The sequence below is a fragment of the Bilophila sp. T19-St14 genome (assembly GCF_059728385.1).
In genome coordinates, this window is sequence record NZ_BAAGFT010000002.1 from 395,977 (window position 1) to 418,989 (window position 23,013).

Sequence of the window (23,013 nt, forward strand, 5' to 3'; positions counted from 1 at the left end):
CAGTTCTCCGATTGCCACACTCTGTTATATCTTGTTGTGAGATTTTCTTGCCCTTGTATTTGCCCTTATGAGCAAAGAGGGAAAGAATAAACTTGTGTGTAATCGTATAAAGAGATAAGGCGAACACATTGCGATAAATCCTTTATTTTCAAGGCTTTTGGAGGATTTTATTAAAACACTGTAACCTCTGTTGAGAGGTCATAATTTACTGATATTCAAATTATCATTTATCGGCGGATATTGCCATTCTGACGGTTTCCTGCCATACCTGCAATGAGCGATAACGCGGAGAAAACGCCATGTCGGAAAAATATTCAGAAAGTAATTATGAAAATGCCGTACTGGAGATTTTCAGAGCCTCGCTTGGCTATAACTATATCTATGGTCCTGATTTTGAAAGGGATTACCATAAACCTTTCCATGAAGCAGCGTTGCGGGATGCCCTGCCGCGCCTCAATGCGCATTTGCCCCGTCAGGCTATTGCCGAAGCCCTTTCCAAACTGGAAAATCTGGAAAGTGGTTCGCTGCTTCAAAAAAACATGGTTTTCATGGATTATCTGCAAAACGGCATTCCTGTAAAATTTTTTGAAAACGGTACGGAACGTTCTTCCATTGTCCATCTGCTGGATTACAATGATCCATCAAAGAATAATTTTGTTGTTGCCAATCAGTGGACATTTATTGAGCATTCAGAAAAACGGCCAGATATTATCCTCTTTATCAATGGGCTTCCTCTGGTTGTTATAGAACTGAAGTCTCCTTCTCGTGAAGAGACGGATGCTTCCGCAGCGTACCGGCAACTGCGTAATTATTTCCATGAGATCCCTACCTTGTTTGCGTATAATGCCATCTGTGTCATGAGCGATATGACGACCTCAAAGGCAGGCACTATTACCTCCGGTGAGGATCGCTTCATGGAGTGGAAAACAAAGGATGGAAGCTATGAAAATACGCAGTATGCGGATTTTGATACCTTTTTTGAGGGGATGTTCGAGAAGGAACGTTTTCTCGATATTCTGAAAAATTTTATCTGCTTCAATGTCGATGGGCAAAATACTTTCAAAATCCTTGCGGCCTATCACCAATATTTTGCTGTGAAAAAGGCTGTGTCCTCAACACTGACTGCTAGTGTTGGCAATGGGAAAGGCGGTGTCTTTTGGCATACTCAGGGAAGCGGGAAATCCCTCTCGATGGTTTTCTATGCTCATGCCTTGCAAGAGGTGATGGAAAGCCCGACCATCGTTGTGCTGACAGACAGAAACGACCTTGACGACCAGCTGTATGGACAATTTTCCCGCTGCCGCGATTTTTTGCGGCAAATTCCGCAGCAGGCAGAAAGCCGAAAGCATTTGCATGAGCTTTTGGCCAATCGACAGGCCAACGGTATCATTTTTACCACCATGCAAAAGTTTGAGGAAAGTTCCGAGGCTTTATCTCTGCGAAAAAATATCGTCGTTATGGCGGATGAGGCACATCGCGGACATTATGGATTGGTGCCCAGAATACAAACCCGCACACGGGAAGATGGCGAGGTGGAAACAAGAACAATAACAGGCTCAGCCAAAATCATTCGTGATAATCTGCCACATGCCACGTTTATTGGCTTTACCGGTACGCCAATATCCTCCAGAGATCGCAGCACACGAGAAGTGTTCGGCAATTACATTGATATATACGATATGACTCAGGCGGTCGAGGATGGAGCAACCCGCCCGGTATACTATGAAAGTCGTGTTGTCCATTTGAATCTTGATGCTGAGATTCTCAAACTCATTGACGCCGAGTATGATTTGATGGCGCAAAACGCCGAGCCTTACGCCATCGAAAAAAGCAAGAAAGAACTTGGCAAGATGGAGGCCATTCTCGGAGCGGATCAAACACTGAACTCATTAGTTGATGATATTCTTGAACATTATGAAGGAAACCGAGCGTTTTTGCTGACAGGCAAAGCCATGATAGTGGCCTATACACGCTCCATTGCCATGAAGATTTACCACAAGATACTGGAACGGCGTCCTGACTGGACGGATAAGGTGGCAATCGTCATGACGCAGGGGAACAATGACCCGGAAGAATGGAGAAAAGTCATTGGAAATCAGGCCCACAAAGAGCATATGGCGCGTCTCTTCAAAGATAATGCCTCGTCCCTGAAAATTGCCATTGTCGTTGATATGTGGCTCACGGGGTTTGACGTGCCATCTCTTGCCACCATGTACGTCTACAAGCCCATGTCCGGACATAACCTGATGCAGGCTATTGCCCGTGTAAACCGTGTGTTCGGCGACAAGGAAGGCGGGTTGGTGGTGGATTATGTGGGTATCGCATCGGCACTCAAACAGGCTATGCACGACTATACCGGACGAGACCAGAAAAACTACGGCGATACGGACATCAGCAAAGCGGCTCTGCCCAAATTTCAGGAAAAGCTGTCCATTTGCCGTGACTTTCTGCATGGTTTTGACTATGGGGCATTCCTGCACGGCAATGATCTGGATCGGGCGAAAAGCATCAGCGGCGCGGCCAACTTCCTGCTTGCAAAAAGCACTGCTGAGCATCAAGCCGGGGTTGATGACAAAGATACCAAGGAAAAATTCATCAAAGAGGCCTTGCTGCTGCGGCAAGCTCTCTCTTTATGTGCGAGTTTGGTAGATGAGCTTACCCGCCTTGAAGCCGCTTTCTTTGAAGCCGTGCGCACTGTGCTGGTGCGTCTTGCCAGCGGAGGAACAGAGCAGAAGTTATCCCTTGATAAAATAAATGCCCGTATTAATGAGTTGCTGAAACAGAGTATTAAAAGTGATGGAGTCATCAATCTTTTTTCGGATGTTCAAAAAGGATTTTCACTTTTTGATCCAAAGTTTCTTGAAGAAATAGCCGGTATGAAAGAAAAGAATCTGGCTATAGAAATACTGAAAAAGCTTATCGCTGAGCAGGTTTCGGTATACCGAAGAACAAATATTGTCAGATCGGAAAAATTTTCTGAAATCATTCAGCGCGCTATGAATCAGTATCTCAACGGTATGCTTACCAATGAAGAAGTAATTCAGGAACTCTTGAAGCTTGCTGGTGATATTACCGCTGGAAATGAAGAAGGTGAATCTCTTGGCCTTACGACAGAAGAACTGGCCTTTTATGATGCCTTGACAAAGCCTCAGGCTATCAAAGATTTTTATCAGCATGAAGAGTTGAAGTCACTTACCAAAGAATTGACTGAACTATTGAGGAAAAATCGTACTATCGACTGGCAGAAGAAACAAAGCGCACGCGCCGGTATGAGGATACTTGTGAAGCGTCTTCTCAGACGTTACAAATATCCTCCTGAGGGTATGGAGGATGCTATCCAAACTGTGATGAAACAATGTGAATTATGGGTAGATAATCAATAGTAGTATAGGATATTACGATGGAAAACAATTTTTGCGACATTTCTGTAGATGATTTTGTGGAACTTTTTCGTAATGCTCAGGTAATGCACAGTACGAAAGTGAAGATTTTAAAAACACATTTTCAATGCACAGAACATACCGCGACAGCAAGACAATTATCTGAACTTCTTGGATATAAAAATTTTAATGCTGTTAATTTACAATATGGTCTATTTGTAAAATCTTTAGCTCTAGAATTTGGGATTTCAAAAAATCAACAGAATTTTGATTGGCTTTTCTTCCTTATGGATTTTATTCATCAACCAAATGAAGAATGTAAGTTAAGGCTCAGAGAGAATACTGTTCAGGCATTAAGAAAAATTGGTTGGTGAAAAACAACATGTTCGTAGTGTTATATGGAATTATGAACATGACTAGCAGTAAAAATAAAGGAGCCTTAGAATATATAGGTATAGATATACTATTTCAATATGTTATTAAATAAACAAACATGCTGCATCCTGTAAAAATAAGTAATAGTGCCGAGATTCCTTGTTTCCATATCCCCTTTTTTTCTTCGACGAAGCTCTTTGCGCTCAAAACGCCGCAAAATAACCCTGCCGCGAGACACAGCCCGCTGATGAGCCAGCCTGAGGGCATGTGCAGAATTGCCGCCAGAGGAACATCCCGTCCGGTGTTGATACGGAAGCCCGCCCAGAGCATCAGACTCCCGTAGGCCAGCAGGCAAATCAGAGCAAGCAGTCCCATCGGCACCAGCCTGTCGTATCGAATTTTCGAGGCAAGATTCCGCGATTCCTTCACCACACTGTTGGTAAGCCGGGCTTGGGCGGCGGCAGTTTCCTTTTCGGCGGCAGCGGCCATGCTGTCCACGATGGCTCTGGACGCTCCGGCGATTTTTTCCGGCAACGCTTCATAGTAGATGCGTTGATATTCCATCGCGGCCAGCAGCGGCCAGAGCGCGTCATCCTCCCGGAGATTCAGCCTGTTGCCGATTTCCCGCAAACGCGCCGCTTCCGCTTCGGACAATTCCCTGCCGCACGCCTTGCCGAGATCAATCACAGTATCCATGCTCATGACGCTTCCCCCATGACGGAATCAAACATGTTCGCGCACACTCTCCGCCAGCGCTGCAATTCCACCCGTGTGCCGATGGGCATTTCAGTCTGGGCGGCGCGGATGGACATGCGTCTGGAATACAGCCAGTCGGCCACGCGGTTGCCGACCGCCGGAAAGTCCAGCGTCCTGCCGTTCTTCTCCACCGCTTCCCGTGCCTTGGAACTGTTATACATATCAAAACGCCGCGCTTCACCGAAATACAGATTCCGGCAAACGTGGATGGGCACGTCCGTGAATACTTCCTGAAAGGAGTGCAGAAGCTCGATGGAATCGCGGTGACGATTGATTATCCAGAAGACAACCAGTTCCCGCCGCATCTCTCGCAGAGCTTGCTTCATGATGTCGCCGTGACTGGCCGTGCTGGTCTTGGTACGGGCGGCGGCATTGATGACCACGGCATGATCCGGGTAGTTCTGTACAGTGTCCAGCAAATCCGCCCAGCCGTCGGCGTCGTCCAGACAGTTCAGACGGCAGAGCAGATTCGGCAGGGCAAGCTCCTTGTGCGCCTTGAAGACATCAGGGTTGTCGGTATCGGTATCCACAAGCAGGACGTTTGCGTTTCTGTTGAGAAGATAGTCCACAAGGGCGAAGGAAAAGAGGCTCTTGCCGACGCCGCCCTTGCTGCCGCCGACATAGAATACGCTGTTCTGAATGTTCATGATCAAAGCTCCGAATCGGGTTTGTCCGGCGTGTAGAAGTCCGGGATTTCTTCCTGTGCGTGGGACGTGACGGGAGGAGCCGCGACGGGTTTCGCGGTTTCGGGCCGGGGCTTCGGCTCACGTTTTCGCGAAGCCGCCTTCGCGGGAAGCACCTTTGCCCTGATGACGGGCGCGGGAATGACCACGTTGCCCTGGGCCAAGATGTCCGCCAGCTCCTTCACCGTGTATCCCTTTTCAAACGCTTTCAGGATATTGGCGTTGAGCAGTTCGGCGGCTTCCTCCCGTGTCTTGCCGAGATTTTTGTCCGGCAGGTCGTCAAGGATTTTCCGCATGGCATTGATGTCTTTCACCGGAATGCGTTTGAACTTTCCCATGCGCGTCGCTCCCTATCGCATCCGCATACGCGGTCGGTTCTGCCGTTCGCCTTCTATGCGCCGTTTTTCAAGGTCGCCAGCAAGGTCTGCAAGCTGCTGTACACTTCGCTGACATCGGTGAACAATCGCTTCAAGGTGCGCAGTTCCGTCTGAATCAGCATCTGCCTGTCCTCCAGTACGTCGATCCTCGTGCCGAAGGCCGTCAGTCGGGCGTTGCAGTTCTCCTCCATCCGTTTCAGGCTTTGCATCAGCATCCGTTCGGTTTCGGTCATGAAGGGGCTCCTCCTGAAGCTGGGGCAAAAGAAGGGCTTCCTCGTCAGGGAGCTGTTTCCATTTTGCCGGATAGCGTTTGATGTTGCAGGCGGCGCGTTTTTCAATGACGCGCTCAAAAGCCGGTTGCAGGCGGGCGACCATGCGCCGTGCTGTTTCCTTTTTCTTTTCTTCGGATTCTTCTTCCTGAGCGACTTTGGGTGTCCAGCCTCTGGCGTAAAAACCTCCCCGGAAGCGCATCTTCATGCCGCTGTTCGGGGCAATGACGCTGATGTAGTCCCTGCCTTCGCGGTTGATGCTCAGCCCCTGTTCCTTCAGGGCGCTCAGAATATCTTCCCGGTTCCGGACAAGTCCCTGCGTCACTTTTTCCTTTAGGAAAGCATGGATAACCTCTTTGGCCCGGTCGCGGTCGCTTTCTCTGATTTCCTTGCCCCATCTCGCCATTCGCGCCTTGAACAGGTTGGCTTTTTTCGGAAGCTCATCCCTTGCCCGCGCCGGGTCGTCAGGCCGCGCCCAGCCTTCGCGCCAGTTGAACAGGTCGCGGAACACGTCAAAGTCCTTTTGCCAGCCGGGAGGACAAGCATTGAAATCCTTGCCGCTGGAAAGCTCCAGGCGCGGAATGAGGAAATGCAGCTCGTGATGCCCGGCATGGGTATGCCTCACCCAGAGGATATTGCGCTGATCCGCGTCCAGACCGGCGAAGGCCACCCGCTCGAAAGCGTCCATGACTTCCTCTTCCTGTGCCTCGCTGATCTTCTCATCCGGGTGCCATGACAGAACGCCGGAAGTGAATTTCCATCGCCGCTCTATGCTGTCGATAAGCGCGCGGGTCATGACTGGATCGCCGCGCAGCACCTGGGGCGGGGCTGTGTCTCTCCCCGGATAATCCGGGCGTACAAGATAGCGGCTGGGCTTGTCGCCTTCTCCGGTGCCGTGCGGAAAGACCTTCATCAGCATGGTTCCGCCTCCGGTTCATCTTCCGTTGAGGCGCATGATGCGAACTCGATAATGCGCTGTTCGATGCCCGCCAGCGCCACCAATACCTCCACGGCTTCCGCCGCGCGTTTATAGGTGTTGGCCCATCTCGCAAGTTGATTGATGTTCGCGCCGATGCGTGCCAGTTCCCGCAACCGCCGTTTCTCTTCCGGCGTTTTCCGCAGACGGATGCCAAGGCAGGTCTGGCGGATGTACTCCGACATGCTCATGCCGTGCAGCCCCGCGTTGAGGCGGAGGATGTCGCGCTCCTCCGGGAACACACGCACGACGACAGAGGCAGTGCGAACGGGTTTGACGCGTTTCACCGCTTTCCCTGCCTTTGGGCTTTGCGGGGTTCAAAGGGGCAGCGCCCCTTGCCAGCCGTGAGGCTATACGCGCAGCGTATAGACGAAACGTAGGCTGGCCCTCGGAGACAATGCCGGACGAGCGAACAGGCATCCGCGCAAAAACGGGGATGCATGATGCGGGCATCGGGAATGCGGCGGGTGCGTATCGGGCGCGGCGCGGACTTGTATTCGGCGAGTCGCTGGTGGGTATACTGACGGCTCCAGATAAACATCCGACACATGAGGAGATGGTATGCGGCAAATGCCTGAACGCCATGCACAAGCCGTGTAGTCAGTATCCGACACAAGGCAAGGTCGGCATAACGCACATGACGGCGCGGACATATAAACGCTGGGCGGGCGGTCACAGCGCATGTATGGGGAGAACTCTGCGGAGCGCAAGCCGGGGCGGCCTTATGTGCATCGTGTCCGCCGCTTGTCGGTATGCGGGAAAATTGCGGGAGGCGGAAAATGCTTTTTTGTATTGCTGCGTTTGTGTTTTTGAACAGCGGACTTCCTTTGACAGAGCCCCCGCCGGAGGCTTCCTCGTCCGTCGCCCGCAACCGTCCATAGCCGGAAAGCAAGGGCATCCTGTCAAGGCCCGCGAAGCGGCCCGACAGGGCATGGCCTTGACCGGATGACCGCTTCCGGCACCCGTGCGGGTGTGACGGACGAAAAGCCGGGGAAGAAGCGAAGTTCATTTTTCCTCCGGTTCGGCGGTGAGCTTTTCCAGAAGTGCGGCAATATCCGCCGCTCTCCACGCCGTTGTGCGCGGGCCGAGTTTGACGGGTTTCGGATAGCGGCCGCTTTTGCAGCCCGCCCACCACGCGCTGCGGCTGACGGGAATGAGCGCGAGTACCTGCGGCAAACGAAGCAGAGCGTTATTGGGTATATTTTGCATGGAGTTCCTCCTGGCTGGTTATGTTCGGCACAGTATATCATGGGTTTTCCCGCTCTTTCGTTTTCGAAGTCCCCGCATACAGCGGGATAAATCCAATAGCGTCCTGTGAGATGCCGCTTGTGTTCAAAAAAATTCAAAATACAGCTTGACATGTTTTTGTGCTTTAAAGCGATATCGTGCAATATATTGAAATTACACAACTCTAACAACACATAAAAACACTGTTTGCACTGTGTTGTATTAGCCGTATTTGTCTTTTACGGACTTCAGATGGCGCTATAGCATGTCATTGTCCGTCTGTGTTGCTTCGCGCAAGCCGTCCAGATAGTCGGCCCATGCCTGCATCATCTGGTGCCGCTGGGGAAGATATTGGGCATGGTTGTAGGCGAACCGGGAAGTATTCTTTTCCTTGTGGGCCAGCTGACGCTCAATCCAGTCAGGCTCAAAGCCCTGTTCATTGAGCAGGGTTGAGGCCATAGCCCGGAAGCCATGAATACACATCTCTTCCTTGCCGTATCCCATAGCGCGTAACGCCTGTAAGGGCGTGGAGTAGTGGATAGGCTTCCTCACACTGTTCCTTGAGGGGAAAAGGTATGTTCCGCCTCCGGTGACGGCGTGAAGCTCCTTGAGAATGGCAACGGCTTGTGATGACAGCGGAACAATGTGCGGCTTTCGCATTTTCATGCGTTCGGCCGGTATGTGCCATTCCCGCGTTTCCAGATTGAACTCGCTCCATTCGGAACGGACAAGTTCGGCGGAACGGACAAAGAACAGGGGAAAAAGGCGCAGCGCGCATTTGACCTGAAAATGTCCGTGATAGTTGTCCAGCCTGTTCAGAAGCACGCCGATTTTTTCGGCGGAAACGATGGTGGCCCTGTGCCTGCCCCGATGCGGACGTATGGCTCCGCGAAGATCGGCGGCAATGTTGCGCGGCACTCTGCCTGTGGCAACCGCATAGCGGAAAACCATGCCGCAATACTGGATGATTCTGTGGGCGATAAGTTCCTTTCCCTTTCTTTCAAGCGGCTTGAGTATCAGCAGCAGGTCTTGCGCCGTGACCTCGGAAATGGGCTTCCGTTTCAAGGCGGGGAAAAGATAGTGTTTGAACGTGTGCAGTTTTCTCCCTCTGTCTTTTTCGGAATTGTGGACTGTCTGCGTATCGTGCCATTCACGGACAACATGCTCGAAGGTATTGGCTTCCGCGAGGAGGGCGGCGTTTTTCATCTCCTTCTTGCGTTTGCCCGGATCAATGCCGTCGGCAAGCAGCTTTTTCGCCTCATTTCGCTTTGTCCGGGCATCCTTCAGGGAGACAATCGGATATTCCCCGAAGCTGAGCAGCTTTTCCTTATCGTTGAAACGGTACGCCATACGCCAGAGTTTTGAGCCGGTTTTGGCGACATAGAGGTACAGGCCGCCGCCGTCCGCGTACTTTTTCGCTTTTTCAGCGGGCTTCAGATTCCTGATTTGCGTGTCGGTCAGCATGACGTACCTCCCTGACTGGATGTATCCTGCAACGCCTTGTCCCGCAGAAGAAAAAGATATCTGGCCCATTCCCGCATCATGGTTTTTCTTTCCGACAGATGCCGCCACGGGTCAAAACGTGTGCGCCCGGAGTGTGCCAGCTGCACGTCGATGATGTTCTGTTCGTACCCAAGGTCGAACAGTAATTTGGCGACAAGAGAGCGGATTCCGTCAAAGGACAGTTTTACGCCGTCATATCCGCGTCTGCGCAGGGAAACGGTGATGGTGGATATGTCGATGGGGCGTTCAGGAGAACGGACGCCGGGGAACAGCAGGGTTCCATGACCGGAGTATTCCTTCAGTTCCCTGAGTATTTTGACTGCCTGTGGCGCGAGAGGCACAACATGCTCATGTTTCGTCGCCATGCGTTTCGCGGGGATAACCCAGAGCCTGCGGGAGAAATCAAATTCATTCCATGCCGCACAGCGCAATTCACCGGAACGGACGAACAGCAGGGGAACCAGCCGCAGGGCGCACCGCACAGGGAAATAGCCGTCATGCCGCTCAAGGTTCAGCATAATCTGACCGAGTTTCCCGGCGTCGAGCGCGGCGGCTCTGTGCCCTGTCTGTCTGGAACGCAGCGAAGCGGGCAGGTCTTCCGTGGAGTTCCGCGCGGTCTTGCCGGTGGCGACGGCATAGCGGCATATCTGGCCGCAGACATCCGTCAGCCTGCGTCCTCCGCGCAATTTCCCGGATTGCCGCAACGGTTCGATGGCGCTCATAATGTCCTCGGCGGTAACGTCTGTCATGGCCTTGCCGCCGAAGACGGGAAAGAAATATTCCGTCATCCCCCGCATCATGAAGGAGCGATAGCGGTTTTTACAGTGAAGGGTTTCCCGCTCGTACCATTCCATAGCCACGGATTGGAACGTAGCGTTGGAGGCGGATGTCCGTGCGGCCTTCCTGTGTTCCGCCGGGTCGATGCCGTCCTTGAGCAGGGCCTTGGCTTCATCCCGGCGTTGCCGTGCGGCGCGGAGTGATACCTGAGGATATTCACCGAAGGAAAGGAGCTTGGCCTTTCGCTCAAAACGGTACGCCAGCCGCCAGAGTTTTTTGCCGCTGGTCGGAATGAACAGGAACAGCCCACCGCCGTCCGCATACTTTTTCGGTTTGTCGGCGGCTTTCAAGCCTTGAATAATGTGGTCATCCAGCATGATTTTCTCCGTATTCGGGATACCCGTAAATCCCCATGAATCCAGTGGTATCAGATACCCACAAATAAAAATATTTGTAGTATTATCAATTGACTATATGAGAATATTTCAGAATGCCAATTTGTATGGATACCCTGAATAATACCCGGAAAACAGCGGGATGCAAGGCGCTATTTCTGGACTTCTCTGGATGACTGTTTTAATATAACATATTGAAATATAAAATATTATAACTCTAAACAAGTCTATTTGGACGTAAAATGAGAGTTTGTCAAGAACGCCCGTTGAATCAACCAGTTTTGAGTTAAGGATCTGTAAATTTCGGGGGTTGTCGTTCGACGCATCGGAACGGTACTTTGTGGGAGAGAAGTGCAGCGCAAGATCCGCATAGGCTGAATCCCACGGTGAGCGCTCGTCACGAAGCGACTGATAGCGCCGATTCAATGCATGTACGTCAGCAGCCATTTATTGCCCTAACAATGTCTTTTTATTCTGGTTCTCTGTTGGAGTTCCAAGGGGGCTCGTAAGAATCGTTGCGTTCAAGCCAGCGGCCTTTGCCGCCTTTTCCCTTTGCGCATCGCGGGCGGCGGTAGCGGCTTCCGTCACAGGTTTAGTTGTCTGGGCCTTTGGCGTTTCTACAATTTCCGGCGCCGATCCTCCCTTACCGCCCCCCTTTGCATTGGCCCTGCCGCATAAAACCCCGACAATGCCCAAAGAAAGCACTGCCACTGTCAAAAGGCTCATATCCCTGCCTCCATGAAAGATTTTCGCGTACACACACTCAAAACCATATCGCAGTACCTTTTCCGCCGCCGGATAAAACATCCTTCCGGCACAATACAGCGCGGGACGAACCCAAACCGGGGCAATCCTCGCAGAACATGCCGATAACAACTCGGAGTTACGCCAACAAAACTACTGAACTTTCCAGTCCAAAACAGCCAATCCAAGATGTTTCTCCCCAAATCCGTCCACAGCCGATCCCATCCCGGCATCAGACAAAAATGGAACACGGCGCTTTTCCCGGAAAAGAGAGTCAGCAAAACGATTGCCGCCAGTTCTCTTTGCCCATCGGTTCCCAGCATGGTCAGAGCAAACGTCCAAGAATCGTCGGTCAGCCCTCTCCATTCCCGAAACTGCGCATCTCTGTCCGGAGTGCTCTCGTACAGCATGGCTTCCAGCCGTCCGGCATCCCTGATGCGCTCGAACAGCTCCGTCCTACGTGATGCCGCATTCTCGATCTCAAGCCCCGACAAAGTAGGTGCCCAATCCGTCAGCAAGCTCATCAGCGCCACCCCAACACATCATAGTCAGTCCGTGCCCGCCCCTGTCTCCGCACCTTCGGAGATGCCACAGGTGCATAGAAAGTAAGCGCCAGAGAATCGGCCCTATCTGGAGAAGACAATCCGCGTTTCTTCATGTCTTCTTTCTTTTCGAGCAAAAGCGCGCCGGACGAGGTAAAACCGTATTCGAGCCCTGTGAGATCATCAAAAAGCTCTTGGTTTTCCGGGATACCGCCATTTGCCAGCCATTCCCGCATTCCAGCCCACATTTCAGCGCGTCTGTTTGCGTACTTCTTCGCATCAATCGCACGGGCGCCAGCCTGCGCATCCGTGACCGAAAAGCCGAGCTCGCGCAGCCTGTCGACCACACCAGCGCCAACGCCTACGCCGTCCACGAAAACCGCGTCAGGCTTCCAGTCCCGGATTTCCTGCGCAACAGCGCCCACAAGAGCCATCAAGTCGACGCTACGCCAAATTTTTTGAGGTGCGCAGTACAAGCCTTGGCGTTTCGTCAAGACGCTTGAGTCGCCACCGAAGCGGGCCACATCCAAAGCCATGACCTTAGCCGCATGCTTGTACGTCTGTTCATCCAAATGCCGCCCGCGAGCACATTGCGCCAATTCCGCAGGAATGAACTGTGCCGTCCCAGCCGATGGGAATTCACCCCGGACGCGGACTTTTACAAAGTCTGAATCTTCACCGAAGTCTGATACCCACGCTGCGATCTGCTCTTTATTCGTCATCTTCGCCGTGCGGCTGTCTATCTTGCGTGTCTCCCACCGATGCCGGAACTTGCCGAAGCACTCACGAAAGCGGCCCGTGTTGCGCGTGGGGTTGCCGAACGCGCACCAAACGATTTCTGTATCCTCGTCAGTCAGCGCGCCTTCTGAGACTTCCCAGATCACGTCTGGGATAGCGGACGCCTCGTCAAAGACGATGAGCACGCGACGGCCCTTGTTGTGTAGCCCGGCGAACGCCTCAGTATTGCGCTCAGACCACGCGATGGAGTCGACGCGCCATGTCTTTTCATGCCCCGGCTCTTTCGAGATGAGCGCTGTAGCCGTGCAGTCGAACCAATGCCCGCAGATGCAGAGGCGATGCCACTTGGCGAGTTCAGCCCACGTTTTTGTCCGCAACTGGTTCTCCGTGTTCGCCGTCACAACGCCCTTTGTATCCGGGCACGTGCTCATAGCCCACAGGATGATCCATGCCACCAAAGCCGACTTCCCGATACCATGCCCGGAAGCCACGGCGATCTTGATAGCTTCTTTGAAAGCGTCATCTGTAGAAGCGCCAGACTTGAGCTTTTCACCGATGAGACCGAGTATGTCGCGCTGCCAATTGTCAGGCCCGTCAAAATCGGCAAGCTCACCCTGCCCCCACGGAAAAGCGTAGAGTACAAACCGAAGCGGATCGCGGGTGAATCCACCGATGTCTGCGGCAAGCATCACTTCAAAATCAACGGCCATTTGCACGCCTTCTTGCTTCTTCAAGTATGCTCACGACATCGAGAGAGCCAGAAAGTTCCTGCTTATCCACGGGCTTCTCGCCAACGGTGTCTCTAAGCTCCTGAAAAGCCTTTACATCACCGGACATAGCTTTCTCGAAAAGAGCAACGGCAACGGCCTCGCGCCCGGTGAGACGTGAGCCGTCGAGCTTACGATCAAGCAAGGCTTCAAGCGTCTCCCGAAAAGTCTTCTTCTCACGCCGGGATTCACCCGAAGCGATGCCGCCTTTCCGGCCTCTTTCTCTTGCTTCGCTCTTGGTTCGAGCGGGCTTCAGGTTCCGTTCATTCGCCATGTATGCAGAATGCGGCAGGACGCAAAAAAAGCGCACCCTGAACAAGTTTCGGGTGCGCTTACAATTGGTGACTATTGACTTTTATCTTGCACTCATGGCGCGGGCGCAGGCCAGCAGGAGCATTGCAGGGTTGTGCCTGTCGGGAAGCGATTCGGCAAGCGAAGAGAGGCTTTCGATCAGGCGTTCCGAAAGGAACCTGTCGAACTGCCCTCGGATGGTCATGTCCGAGAAGGGTGCCGTTCCCTGCCCCAGTGCGGCCCGCTGTTCAAGCTGGACAAGAACAGGGGTACCAAGCTGGTAGAGTCGACCCCAAAAAAGCTGATAGCTACGGCGGTATCCTTGTTGGAAGGTGCGGATGTCTTCCGCCAGCCTGAGAAAAGGCGTCTCGTCAAAGCGGGGCGGCGTCGGGGGAATCGCGGCCTCAGCCGTGGGGATCGCGTTAATGGCACGGACACTGACGGAAAGCAGGAACTCGCGGGCGTCTGGCATGAGCCGAGTGGGAAGCTGCTTGTATTCGGCAATCCTAAAGTGACGGTTGAACTTCGCCCATATCTCGGCGCGGGCCTTGCCCTGCACCGCCGCCGGGTAGGTGGAGAGCTTGGCGTCCACAATCAGCTTGAGCTCGGCACGTTCCGACGCGCTGATCAGCTCGTCGTTGAGCGTCACAGGTTCGGCAACGGGCACTCTGTCGCCGTACTGCTCAATCACGTCGAGCACCCACTTGCGGAATGCCTTGGCAACGGGCGTGCGGGCGAACATCGCGAGGAGGTGGCAGCCACGCAAGCTGAAGATGCGGGTTTCCTGCGGGCCGCCCTCTGTGGGCAATGTGACAACGGCGGTCATTGCAGGGGTGAATTCGTCGGCGTGGCGGGTGTAGAGCTTAGAAATCTGAACGTCTGGGGCGGTGTATCCCAAGGCACTACCGATCTGGTAACCCCTTACCCAAGGCTGCTGATTTTGCTGGATTACGTCGAACTCTACTGATTGGAAGCAAAGAGCCTGTGACATGGTAAACCTCTCTAGTTTTCTCATTGGCCCCGCAGAAAAAGCAAGAGCCGGGAGCTGAGAACTGCTAGAGAACAGCCAGGCCTATTCCCCCGAAGGGTATTGTATTAGCCTACTCCCGACCCATGAAGATCGTATGATACACCTCTCCCAAGACTATGCGTAGTCTTGACAGGGCATAAAAATAGCCACTCTCACGGGGTTGGCGTCCGCTCTAGGAGTTTCTCAGGCTCCGTGGAAAGACAACGCCATAAAACGAGGGAAATGTCAATGTAATATCGTTGCCTTTGCTTAGGCATTAGGGCATAATCAAAGCATAAAAACAAGATTTCAAGCCACAACCACTGAAAGGGGATATGCTATGAATTATGGGATATGGAATAATAAGGGGGGGGTAGGCAAATCTTTCCTATCCTTTACGCTTGCTCTTGAACATGCACATAATCATCCGGACAAAAAGATTATTCTCGCAGATATGTGCCCACAGGCGAACCTTTCTGAAATTGTCTTAGGAGGCAACGGGAAAGGGAATGCAAATCTTGAGAAAATACTCTCTCTAGGAAGCCAGAGGAAAACTATCGGAGGCTATTTCGACGAACGCATTACGTCTCCCCATAAAGCGACAGGGAATGAAACTAGTTATCTCACCAGCGCATGTGATTACAACGAACAGATCCCCACTAACGTTTATTTGTTGTGCGGAGATCCGAGCTTGGAATTACAGGCTCAAGTCATCAACCAGATTGGAAGCCAGACCCTTCCGGCAGATGCATGGAAGACTGTTCACTTATGGTTGCGTGATCTGGTGAACGCATGCGTGCGCAAGCTTGGTGATCCCGAAGGTGTTACTGCCTTTATCGACTGTAACCCCAGTTTTTCCGCATATACGGAACTCGCTATCATCGCCAGCGACAACTTGATTCTTCCGTGTTCGTGTGATGGGTCTTCCGCCCGCGCTGTAAAGAATGTTGAAAGCCTCGTATACGGAGCTTCAAACTATTATGCTGACAAAGATTTTTACGGAATGTGCAAAAAATTTGGTATGCATCTTCCGTTAATCCATTCTGTTGTGTTGAATCGTTCCACACAGTACAACAAGTCTGCAAGTAAAGCGTTTGCAGCTATGTTTGATGAAATCAAGCGCACTGTGGAAGTATTCTTTGAAAAGAACCGGGAATGTTTTGTTTCGGGCGGCCCCAAATTCATCGATATGCCGGACAATCATTCCGTTGCCATAGTCTCTTCACATCTTGGAAAACCGCTCTACGCAATAACTTCTGGCAAGTATGTTGTTCATGACGTTACACCACAAATCAATCCAGAACCTCTTGAAAGATACAAAGAAGCGATTACAGGGTTTGAAAAAAACATTTAGCGGAAAAACGAAAGTCGACTCATAAACTCGCTTTTATTATTGACATAAATAAAAGACCACAAAAAATGTGAATTAAGCTATCCCATTATTCATAACAGTTTTTCTACTCTATCTAACATATTAAATTCAAGAGTTTTTTTGACCGACACTGCATGGAGTTGGGAGTATCAAATGCCCCAAGTTCATCTCCACTGAAACTCATCGATTGAGAAGAGGTTTCTGTCCTATCTTTCCAGATAGTGTAGCCGGTCTTCCCCACACACGTGGGGGTGTTTCTTTCGGAGGCTTTCCGATGGTTGGTAACGGGCCGTCTTCCCCACGTATGTGGGGGTGTTTCCAGATAAAAAGCCTCGTGGAGACGTTATGAAGTGTCTTCCCCACACGCGTGGGGTGTACAACAAAGCCCCCTTCCTCACGGTTGGTGGCTCTCTCTTTTCTGTTCCCGGCAGCTCACATCGGGCCGATCAGCTTCATGATGAGCGCACCGAGGCTGCCTGCCGCAGCAGCCACGCCAGCAAGTACGGACAGTCCCCCGGCGCGTTTGTTCTCCGCCGCTTCAAGTGCCGAAATACGGACATCCTGCCCGGCGATGCGTTTGCCGTGATCCTTGAGCTGCGTAATCACGATGTCGTCGAGGCGCTGGTTGGTGCCCGCGACTTCGGCCTTGAGCCCGGAAAGTTCGGCCTTCACTTCCCCGATTTCACGGACAAGCTGCACATCGTCGCTCATTGCGCCTCCTCAACGCCCCTGATCCACAGGAGCAGGTTCCCGGCCTCGCCAGCGGGCAGGTGCACCCATTCGCCGGGCTCGGTGAACGTCTCGCCCCGATAGGTGTAGGACCACTCACCCGTCACGACGGCCCCCGGCGTCAAGGGGGCCGGGCTTGTCACGGCGGTCGGTTCCGCCCATCGAGCGCACCCACTCGCCGCCGGCGTCATCACAAACAGCAGCGCGATCAGCCTCGCGGCGTTCGCCATACTTTTGGCGCAGCCACAGCTTGAGGAGCTCGACGAGCGAGGCGAGGAACTCAAGGACGGCCCGCACATTACTTCCCCGTCACGGCCCTGACTTCGGCCCGCACGGTTTCGGACTTGCCGTCCGCCACGGCGCCCTTGTTCTGCCCGAAATGTGCGGCAAGGGCGTGCGTCCAGCGGTAGAAGACGGCATAGGCCCCGGTCGTCTCTTTGGGCACGGGAAGCCAGATGGTCGCGACGGCCGCCACACCGCACAGGGACATGAGCACGGCGACGGCGGTGACGATCCACGAGGCTTCGGGATACTGCGCGGCAAGGCTTGCCAGTGCCGAAAAAAGAAAATCGATCACGGTCTGTTCCATCAGTATTTGCCTCCCTGCTGGTAGAACGCCACGTCGCGCGGCTTGTCCGGGTCGTTGTCCACATGGATCCACGTCGGGGCCAGCTCGATGCGCCGGAACCCGGCTTCAAGCAACGCTTGAAGGATGGAGAAACGGGAATGGGAATCAACACAGCGGATGTCCACGGCGTAACCTCGCGTATGGGCGGAGGTGGGCACCCCGCCGACAGCCTTGTTGTGCCTAGAGCAGCGGTAGGCGGAAGAAAGGGGGAACGGGATGCCCGCCAAATCGCGGGCCTCATCAAGCATCTGGAGCAGGTCGGCGTCCATCTTCTCCATGCCCGCGCCGCACCCGCACTTGCAGCGGAACTCGACCGGGGAGAAATGGCGCAAGGGAAGAACAGCCATAAAAAATATCCTCCTGCGTCCACCATGTCACGGGAGGAAGGGGGAGGCACACCCTGAAATTGTTCAGGAGGTAATTGAGATACTCATGTTGTCTGAAAAAATAATTTTTGTGGATAAAAATTATCCTGTAATTTCACATAAAATGTGAAGTTATCCACAAAAAAATGGAAAACTTTAAACAAAAAAAGATCAACTATTTCATAAAGATGGCCCCCAAAAGACAACTAACATCTTTTTAGGGGGTTGCGAATAGACAAAAAAGATTACTACCTTTAATCATTCACTTTATCAAAATTTGCTCTTACTGTTTTCTTCGATATAAATAATTTCGAAGGAGGAAAGCCATGACTACCTGTCAGCTCACCATGGATACGCTTGCCCAAAAAATGCGAAGAGTTAGTGACTCCGTATCCAATAGTAGAGCAAATATTTTGGCTATCTTGAAATTTTTTATTGTGGGGAAGTTTCTTCTCCGCTGTGTTTGCAAAGATATTCAGGAAAGTCGTAAGCATCTACTAGCACTTTCAGGACAGAACTCCATATTAGCTACAAAAGAACTGTATAATATTGCTCTCGAAATGCGAGAGGATGCAGAAGTTCTTTTAGAAAAAGTGCGTAAAGAAAGATTTCCTTATTTTGTTATCAGCATTTATGAAAATGTTGAAGATGAATGGGTTAACCTTGTTGAAGATCTTGCTGTATCCTGCGATGAAGATACAGCCAATCTAGTTTCTGAACTTGAACGGATAATTTAATGTTGAAACCTTTTAAAGGTTCCTTTTTTTGTTCCACAGTTAAAAAAGCTCTCGCACCGTATAGACGGAGCGAGAGTTCTTTTCAAATAGCTTTAGACGAAATTTTAGAAAATCCACAACAAGGTGATGTTTATCCAGGTATTAGCCCCGCATGTAGAAAAACACGTATTGCCCTAAAAGAGTATAATATCGGTAAAAGTGGTGGGCTACGGCTTATTTATATGATTGGTAAAAATATTCTCGTTTACATCTGTACCTATTATAAAGGACAGTATAAAAAAGAATCCGACATAGTCCAGCTTATTAAGTGTGGTATAAAATCAGCCACGTTAGAACTGAAAGGGCAGTCACCATCACATCCCAAATAAAAATTTTTATATAGATTCTCACCACAGCCTGAGCTGCACCTGCGGCTTGGGCTGTTCCTTTACCTGCCGGGCGAGGATGCGCACATAGCGTTCCGTTACGCCGAGTTCGAGGGCGATACGTCCCGGCGACTTCCCGGTTTCCAACATGCGGACGATCCTGTCCTTGAACGGCTCGCCCTTGCGCCTGTTCGGAAGCGTCACCCGGAGCCCCCCGAAGGCTGCGCAGAGCTTTTCCATGCGCTCCGGCCCGATGACGGCGGAAAGCGGGGAACCCGCAACGGGCTTGCGGGGAATGTACGTGGATACCCCGCCCACGGCCCTGCATAAGAGATCCGCGCCGTCGTCACCGATGGCTTCGGCCAGTTCATCATGGCTTACCCACAGCTCGCCCATTACAGCCTCCCGCCGTTCATCCACCGTCATAACGTGACCTTTTCCGCATTCCGATCCCACACGTAGCGCATGGAGTCCCCGCCGAAGTCGTGGGCGACGCGATACACGAACAGCCTGCACGCTGGCCTCTCCTCGACGTTCGGGCCGAGTACGGCGATTTCCCCGCGCGTAGCCCGCCAGTCCCGGCGTTTCCTCGCAATGACGCCTTGAAGGGACGCGGACACCTTCGCCAACGCCTCGATCGTGCCCATGCTTTCGGGAATGACGATCTCAACCTGTACGGCCGTGCTCATGCCCCACCTCCAAACGTTTCATACTGCCACCCTGTCTTCCCTGCCTTCACAGCAAGGAACCGGAACCACGGATGCTGTGTTGCGGCGACCTTGATTTTCACGCGGGCGTCGTCTTCCCAATGCCCCTTGACCTCATGCAGCTCGATGCCCCCGTCAGCCCGGATCACGACGAAATCCGGCGTGTAGAACGTCTTGTCCGCAAGCCGCAGCTTCATGGCCTCATACGCCCACGCGACGACCTCCCCCGTGTGCTTCATCCCGTCCAGATACCCGGCATAGCGGGCCTCGGTCTGGTTCATGGCATCGGTCTGGTACGTGCGGCCATTCCGGGGAAGGCGGGCCTTGCCGGAAAGCTGAGACTTGGGCAACGGGCTGGGGCCGGGCTTTACCGCCTTGAGAAATTCCCGGTACTCTTCGGGGCTCACTGCTCCACCCCCATCTCCCGAAGCCCTGCAAGCTGTTCATCGAGCGGCGTGTCGGGACGCCCCTGCATCCGGGCATCCATTTTGCCGCGCATGTTGGCAAGGATCTTCGCGCACCAGCCGGTACCGAGTTCGCACCGCTCATCGAACGTCAACGCATTTTCCGGCAAGGCTTCGCGGTTCACGGCTGGCGTCCGCTTCCTGGCCTCTTCCACCTGCCGCATCACGTCGGCAGGAACGGGGAAGAAGCTCAATCTGGCCTCAACCCGGCGTATGCCCTCAATGAACTCCGCATCGCCCACGTCAGCCAGCACGTCGCCCCAAGCCCTGACCAGCAGCTCGAATTCTTCCCGCTCCGGCATCGGCTGCCGATAGAGCACGAACGCCTTGCTCAGTTCCAAAGCCAAAATCTTCAACGTCGCCATTTCGCACCGCCTCGTCAAAAGCCAGAATATGTTTTGCCCAATCGCCGCGTTCCTTCGCTTCCGCCTGCCTTGCCGTCATCGGACGCCCGCCGGATGGCCCTGCCGATTGTATTTCCTGCTCCGGCGGTTTCCGCAGCCAGTATTCCCGCTTGAGGAAATTCGCCGCCGAGGGGATGTATCTGCCGCCCTGCCGCTTCCATGCCTCAGAGTCCTCCCACTGGCCCAGAGCGTCGAGGATGCGCGGCAAACCGGGAAGGGCACGGCTGGCTTCAAGGGCCACCCATTCGCCCGCGGCTTCGCTCCTGCTTCCCCGGTGCTGTTCCGGGAACGCCTCGAAGAACTCGTCAAACCCCTGCGAGGGCTGGCGGGAAGAAGCCCCCGCTTTGCCGGACAGCCCGGAAGCATCCCCCACCGGGGCCTCCTCGCGCGCGCCCGCGAAAACACACTCTCCCTGTATTTCTTCTTCAGGATTAGGAGAAGGAGAAGGGGCAGATGGTTTCGCCAGCGGGCGCTCTGGGGGCGCTGTGCGGTCGCTGCGCGAAGGCAAAAGAGGCGCAGGTGATGCACTCGGCAAGGGCGCTTCGTGCGCTCTGCGCCATAGCTTCCAATGGTGGTATTCCTCCGGCGAAAGCCCTTCGATCCCTCTGCGGAGGCACTCGTCGTAAGCCTCCCGGTTCACCTGAGCCAGCTTCGCCATGCGGGATTGGCCGCCACGTATTTCGGCTTCCGCAACCCACGGGTTGTGCTCCTGCCAATCGTGCAGGACGTACCCGTCCGGGGATTCGTCGACCCACATGCCGAGACAGGTGTCGAAAAACTTCCGTTCTTCGCCCTGCCAGTCTGCGGCAAGCTCGACGTCTTCCCAGTCCATGCCGGAAAGGTTCCCGTCCGGGCGGCTCACGGCGGCCCACGCCCACAGGATCTGTAAAGAGCGGATGCCTTCCAGCCCCAAGCGCCGGACTGTTTTCTTGGTCTTCGGGTGTTGCCAGAACCCGACGGATAACCTGATGTCCGTATTCATACCTTCCCCCATACGGCGATCATGGACGGGAACGGCGCGGAAGCCGCCGCCCCTTCAAACTTCAAGCGTCCCTTTAAAAACCGGATTTCGGCTGCGGCCCGGCAGACGTGCTCGTGGAACCACGCCGTATCGGTGCGCGCCGGGAGGAGCCCGACGACCAGCGCGCCCCGCTCCGCTTCCCGGCGGGCCTTCTCGACCCATGCGCCGATCTCGCGGCCGTAGGGCGGGTTCATGTAGCAGCGTTCCCCGGCCCACGAGTGCGCGAGGCCGTCCACAAGGACGTCTGGGAACAGGCGGCGGAACGTCGCTTCCCCCCAAACCCGCGGCGCGTGGGGCGGCACGCAGTACCGCCAGACCTTCGCCGACCACGGCACGGCGCATACGTCCAGCGTGAAATCGAACTCCAGATCAAGATTACGGAAGAACTCCCACGGCGTCGGCCAGTCGTCCCTAACGCTTGAAAAAAGGGCCGGGGCTACCACCATATCCCGCTCTCCTTCCGGTTCGCGCGCTGGAACCTGCGGACTTGCCGGCGGCATTGCCGGGCCATGCGCTTTTTGTTGGCTTCGGCGGCGCGGTAGGCCGTCACAATGACGCAAGCGTCGCCCTGCCTTTCAGCTACGACTTTGAGCCGTCCATGAATCACGACATAGCGGTCGCCGTAGCGTTCCAAGCATCCCGAAAAAAGGGCATCAGCCACAAGCTGGAGGGAGATGCCCCGCTCAAGGCAACGGTCGAGCGCGTGGGCGGAAAAGGTGAGGTTCATTCGTCCCCTCGCAGCGTTCGCGTGAAGGTTTCCCGGATTTCCCGGACAGCCTTGTCCTTGAATTCGTCCAGTTCGGCTGCTGAAAGTTCTCCGTCCCGGAACCGCTTGCAGCCTTCATGGAAAGCCACCAGTGGCGGGTAATCCTGCAACGCTTCGGCCTCAAAGGTCGGGGCGTCCGGTTCATCGATGGCGGAAGATAGGGAGCATCCGAACTCAGAGGCCATAATTCGAAGGGCGGAGATGTCCTCTGAGGTCTTCATGATGAAGAGAGCCTGCTCCAATCCGAGCTTGACCACGGACCTGTCTGCATAGGGATTGAGGATATTGCCGAGGCTCGACGGGGCCATATCCATCTCTGACGCCATGCCCCGAATGCCACCGGGATACAGGCGTGCTGCCTTCTGTACGGCTTCGATGATGTGTTCGTATGTTGGAATGCTCATAAGTATACCATTCATCCTGTATGACCTGTCACCTATGCTGGCGGCATGGAAAAGATTCACCTGCTCATCACCCGGCGCGGCCCCGTCTGGCGCGTCCGCGTCCTGATCCATGGGGATCCCCGTATCCGCTGGAGGGCGTACCGCGTCGCGGAGTACCCGACGCCGACGGCAATCAAAAGGCTAGTCAGCATGGTGGGCCTCGGATTCTTCGGGTGTCGGAGAAACAGGAGACGGGGGAAGCC

At 53.7% G+C, this 23,013-nt stretch carries 32 protein-coding genes; 6 read left to right on the forward strand and 26 right to left on the reverse strand.

Annotated features, from left to right (window positions below; all coding sequences use genetic code 11):
• Window positions 1-299: 299 nt before the first annotated feature.
• Window positions 300-3,383, forward strand: a complete 3,084-nt coding sequence (locus tag AC6I1V_RS16155) for a type I restriction endonuclease subunit R (protein WP_227118471.1) — start codon at window positions 300-302, stop codon at window positions 3,381-3,383.
• A gap of 17 nt (window positions 3,384-3,400) precedes the next feature.
• The gene (locus AC6I1V_RS16160) at window positions 3,401-3,754 is read left to right on the forward strand and encodes a hypothetical protein (protein ID WP_196982985.1); all 354 of its coding nucleotides are present in this window, start codon (window positions 3,401-3,403) and stop codon (window positions 3,752-3,754) included.
• 94 nt (window positions 3,755-3,848) lie between these two features.
• On the opposite strand, the gene AC6I1V_RS16165 is transcribed toward AC6I1V_RS16160, so the two are convergent.
• The 5 genes from AC6I1V_RS16165 to AC6I1V_RS16185 are packed head-to-tail and all read right to left on the reverse strand — an operon-like array spanning window position 3,849 to window position 7,103.
• The gene (locus AC6I1V_RS16165; protein ID WP_196982984.1) at window positions 3,849-4,457 is read right to left on the reverse strand and encodes a hypothetical protein; all 609 of its coding nucleotides are present in this window, start codon (window positions 4,455-4,457) and stop codon (window positions 3,849-3,851) included.
• Window positions 4,454-5,158, reverse strand: a complete 705-nt coding sequence (locus AC6I1V_RS16170) for a nucleotide-binding protein (protein ID WP_196982983.1) — start codon at window positions 5,156-5,158, stop codon at window positions 4,454-4,456. Before AC6I1V_RS16170 ends, AC6I1V_RS16165 begins: the two co-directional genes overlap by 4 nt.
• Before the next feature lie 2 nt (window positions 5,159-5,160).
• On the reverse strand, window positions 5,161-5,532 hold the full coding sequence (locus tag AC6I1V_RS16175; RefSeq protein ID WP_196982982.1) for a hypothetical protein: 372 nt from the start codon (window positions 5,530-5,532) through the stop codon (window positions 5,161-5,163).
• Between the two features lie 12 nt (window positions 5,533-5,544).
• On the reverse strand, window positions 5,545-6,759 hold the full coding sequence (locus AC6I1V_RS16180; RefSeq protein ID WP_196982981.1) for a relaxase/mobilization nuclease domain-containing protein: 1,215 nt from the start codon (window positions 6,757-6,759) through the stop codon (window positions 5,545-5,547).
• The gene (locus AC6I1V_RS16185) at window positions 6,753-7,103 is read right to left on the reverse strand and encodes a plasmid mobilization protein (protein ID WP_196982980.1); all 351 of its coding nucleotides are present in this window, start codon (window positions 7,101-7,103) and stop codon (window positions 6,753-6,755) included. The genes AC6I1V_RS16180 and AC6I1V_RS16185 overlap by 7 nt, the downstream gene beginning before the upstream one ends.
• A gap of 110 nt (window positions 7,104-7,213) precedes the next feature.
• Here AC6I1V_RS16185 and AC6I1V_RS16190 point away from each other — a divergent pair, with 110 nt between their 5' ends.
• Window positions 7,214-7,765 carry a hypothetical protein gene (locus tag AC6I1V_RS16190; protein WP_486854541.1) on the forward strand — a complete coding sequence of 184 codons (552 nt, stop codon included), beginning with the start codon at window positions 7,214-7,216 and terminating at the stop codon, window positions 7,763-7,765.
• Between the two features lie 56 nt (window positions 7,766-7,821).
• Here AC6I1V_RS16190 and AC6I1V_RS16195 read toward each other — a convergent pair whose 3' ends face one another.
• The 8 genes from AC6I1V_RS16195 to AC6I1V_RS16230 form a co-directional block, all read right to left on the reverse strand.
• A complete protein-coding gene (locus AC6I1V_RS16195; RefSeq protein ID WP_165178278.1) occupies window positions 7,822-8,025 on the reverse strand; it encodes a helix-turn-helix transcriptional regulator in 204 nt (67 codons plus the stop codon).
• Window positions 8,026-8,301: 276 nt separating this feature from the next.
• Window positions 8,302-9,507, reverse strand: a complete 1,206-nt coding sequence (locus tag AC6I1V_RS16200) for a tyrosine-type recombinase/integrase (protein WP_196982979.1) — start codon at window positions 9,505-9,507, stop codon at window positions 8,302-8,304.
• Window positions 9,501-10,700 (reverse strand): tyrosine-type recombinase/integrase, encoded by a 1,200-nt coding sequence (locus AC6I1V_RS16205; RefSeq protein WP_196982978.1) that lies wholly within the window; start codon window positions 10,698-10,700, stop codon window positions 9,501-9,503. The genes AC6I1V_RS16200 and AC6I1V_RS16205 overlap by 7 nt, the downstream gene beginning before the upstream one ends.
• Window positions 10,701-11,165: 465 nt before the next feature.
• Complete coding sequence (locus tag AC6I1V_RS16210; protein WP_486854542.1) at window positions 11,166-11,444, reverse strand: hypothetical protein; 279 nt, start codon at window positions 11,442-11,444, stop codon at window positions 11,166-11,168.
• Window positions 11,441-11,986, reverse strand: a complete 546-nt coding sequence (locus AC6I1V_RS16215; RefSeq protein ID WP_486854543.1) for a hypothetical protein — start codon at window positions 11,984-11,986, stop codon at window positions 11,441-11,443. The genes AC6I1V_RS16210 and AC6I1V_RS16215 overlap by 4 nt, the downstream gene beginning before the upstream one ends.
• Entirely contained in the window at window positions 11,986-13,452 is a 1,467-nt protein-coding gene (locus AC6I1V_RS16220; RefSeq protein WP_486854544.1) for a terminase, read from the reverse strand. The genes AC6I1V_RS16215 and AC6I1V_RS16220 overlap by 1 nt, the downstream gene beginning before the upstream one ends.
• Complete coding sequence (locus AC6I1V_RS16225) at window positions 13,442-13,783, reverse strand: hypothetical protein (protein ID WP_486854545.1); 342 nt, start codon at window positions 13,781-13,783, stop codon at window positions 13,442-13,444. Before AC6I1V_RS16225 ends, AC6I1V_RS16220 begins: the two co-directional genes overlap by 11 nt.
• 81 nt (window positions 13,784-13,864) lie before the next feature.
• Window positions 13,865-14,791 (reverse strand): BRO-N domain-containing protein, encoded by a 927-nt coding sequence (locus AC6I1V_RS16230; RefSeq protein WP_486854546.1) that lies wholly within the window; start codon window positions 14,789-14,791, stop codon window positions 13,865-13,867.
• A 358-nt stretch (window positions 14,792-15,149) separates the two neighbouring features.
• On the opposite strand from AC6I1V_RS16230, the gene AC6I1V_RS16235 reads away from it, so the two are divergent.
• Window positions 15,150-16,163, forward strand: coding sequence for a ParA family protein (locus AC6I1V_RS16235; RefSeq protein WP_486854547.1), 1,014 nt, complete (start codon window positions 15,150-15,152; stop codon window positions 16,161-16,163).
• A gap of 450 nt (window positions 16,164-16,613) precedes the next feature.
• Here AC6I1V_RS16235 and AC6I1V_RS16240 read toward each other — a convergent pair whose 3' ends face one another.
• From AC6I1V_RS16240 to AC6I1V_RS16260, 5 genes are read right to left on the reverse strand one after another with little or no spacing between them, the layout of a single operon-like run.
• Entirely contained in the window at window positions 16,614-16,892 is a 279-nt protein-coding gene (locus AC6I1V_RS16240; protein ID WP_302554036.1) for a hypothetical protein, read from the reverse strand.
• A complete protein-coding gene (locus AC6I1V_RS16245; RefSeq protein WP_482334918.1) occupies window positions 16,889-17,017 on the reverse strand; it encodes a hypothetical protein in 129 nt (42 codons plus the stop codon). The genes AC6I1V_RS16240 and AC6I1V_RS16245 overlap by 4 nt, the downstream gene beginning before the upstream one ends.
• Window positions 17,007-17,207 carry a hypothetical protein gene (locus tag AC6I1V_RS16250; protein WP_337431102.1) on the reverse strand — a complete coding sequence of 67 codons (201 nt, stop codon included), beginning with the start codon at window positions 17,205-17,207 and terminating at the stop codon, window positions 17,007-17,009. The genes AC6I1V_RS16245 and AC6I1V_RS16250 overlap by 11 nt, the downstream gene beginning before the upstream one ends.
• Before the next feature lies 1 nt (window position 17,208).
• Window positions 17,209-17,499, reverse strand: a complete 291-nt coding sequence (locus AC6I1V_RS16255) for an RNA-binding protein (protein WP_497737241.1) — start codon at window positions 17,497-17,499, stop codon at window positions 17,209-17,211.
• Window positions 17,499-17,885 carry a D-Ala-D-Ala carboxypeptidase family metallohydrolase gene (locus tag AC6I1V_RS16260; protein WP_497737242.1) on the reverse strand — a complete coding sequence of 129 codons (387 nt, stop codon included), beginning with the start codon at window positions 17,883-17,885 and terminating at the stop codon, window positions 17,499-17,501. Before AC6I1V_RS16260 ends, AC6I1V_RS16255 begins: the two co-directional genes overlap by 1 nt.
• Before the next feature lie 344 nt (window positions 17,886-18,229).
• Here AC6I1V_RS16260 and AC6I1V_RS16265 point away from each other — a divergent pair, with 344 nt between their 5' ends.
• Together AC6I1V_RS16265 and AC6I1V_RS16270 are read left to right on the forward strand one after the other, a co-directional pair.
• Entirely contained in the window at window positions 18,230-18,640 is a 411-nt protein-coding gene (locus AC6I1V_RS16265) for a hypothetical protein (RefSeq protein WP_497737243.1), read from the forward strand.
• Complete coding sequence (locus AC6I1V_RS16270; protein WP_497737244.1) at window positions 18,640-19,008, forward strand: hypothetical protein; 369 nt, start codon at window positions 18,640-18,642, stop codon at window positions 19,006-19,008. Before AC6I1V_RS16265 ends, AC6I1V_RS16270 begins: the two co-directional genes overlap by 1 nt.
• Window positions 19,009-19,026: 18 nt before the next feature.
• Here AC6I1V_RS16270 and AC6I1V_RS16275 read toward each other — a convergent pair whose 3' ends face one another.
• The 8 genes from AC6I1V_RS16275 to AC6I1V_RS16310 are packed head-to-tail and all read right to left on the reverse strand — an operon-like array spanning window position 19,027 to window position 22,882.
• Window positions 19,027-19,401: an RNA helicase gene (locus AC6I1V_RS16275; RefSeq protein ID WP_497737245.1), complete on the reverse strand. Its 375-nt coding sequence runs from the start codon at window positions 19,399-19,401 to the stop codon at window positions 19,027-19,029.
• A 26-nt stretch (window positions 19,402-19,427) separates the two neighbouring features.
• On the reverse strand, window positions 19,428-19,694 hold the full coding sequence (locus AC6I1V_RS16280; protein ID WP_497737246.1) for a hypothetical protein: 267 nt from the start codon (window positions 19,692-19,694) through the stop codon (window positions 19,428-19,430).
• Window positions 19,691-20,119, reverse strand: a complete 429-nt coding sequence (locus AC6I1V_RS16285) for a PDDEXK family nuclease (protein ID WP_497737247.1) — start codon at window positions 20,117-20,119, stop codon at window positions 19,691-19,693. Before AC6I1V_RS16285 ends, AC6I1V_RS16280 begins: the two co-directional genes overlap by 4 nt.
• Window positions 20,116-20,496: an inverted formin-2 gene (locus AC6I1V_RS16290; protein WP_497737248.1), complete on the reverse strand. Its 381-nt coding sequence runs from the start codon at window positions 20,494-20,496 to the stop codon at window positions 20,116-20,118. Before AC6I1V_RS16290 ends, AC6I1V_RS16285 begins: the two co-directional genes overlap by 4 nt.
• A complete protein-coding gene (locus AC6I1V_RS16295; RefSeq protein ID WP_486855087.1) occupies window positions 20,420-21,562 on the reverse strand; it encodes a hypothetical protein in 1,143 nt (380 codons plus the stop codon). Before AC6I1V_RS16295 ends, AC6I1V_RS16290 begins: the two co-directional genes overlap by 77 nt.
• Complete coding sequence (locus tag AC6I1V_RS16300; RefSeq protein ID WP_497737249.1) at window positions 21,559-22,047, reverse strand: DNA N-6-adenine-methyltransferase; 489 nt, start codon at window positions 22,045-22,047, stop codon at window positions 21,559-21,561. Before AC6I1V_RS16300 ends, AC6I1V_RS16295 begins: the two co-directional genes overlap by 4 nt.
• Window positions 22,038-22,328, reverse strand: a complete 291-nt coding sequence (locus AC6I1V_RS16305; protein ID WP_486850646.1) for a DUF4258 domain-containing protein — start codon at window positions 22,326-22,328, stop codon at window positions 22,038-22,040. The genes AC6I1V_RS16300 and AC6I1V_RS16305 overlap by 10 nt, the downstream gene beginning before the upstream one ends.
• Window positions 22,325-22,882 (reverse strand): phage regulatory CII family protein, encoded by a 558-nt coding sequence (locus AC6I1V_RS16310; protein WP_497737250.1) that lies wholly within the window; start codon window positions 22,880-22,882, stop codon window positions 22,325-22,327. Before AC6I1V_RS16310 ends, AC6I1V_RS16305 begins: the two co-directional genes overlap by 4 nt.
• Between the last annotated feature and the right edge of the window lie 131 nt (window positions 22,883-23,013).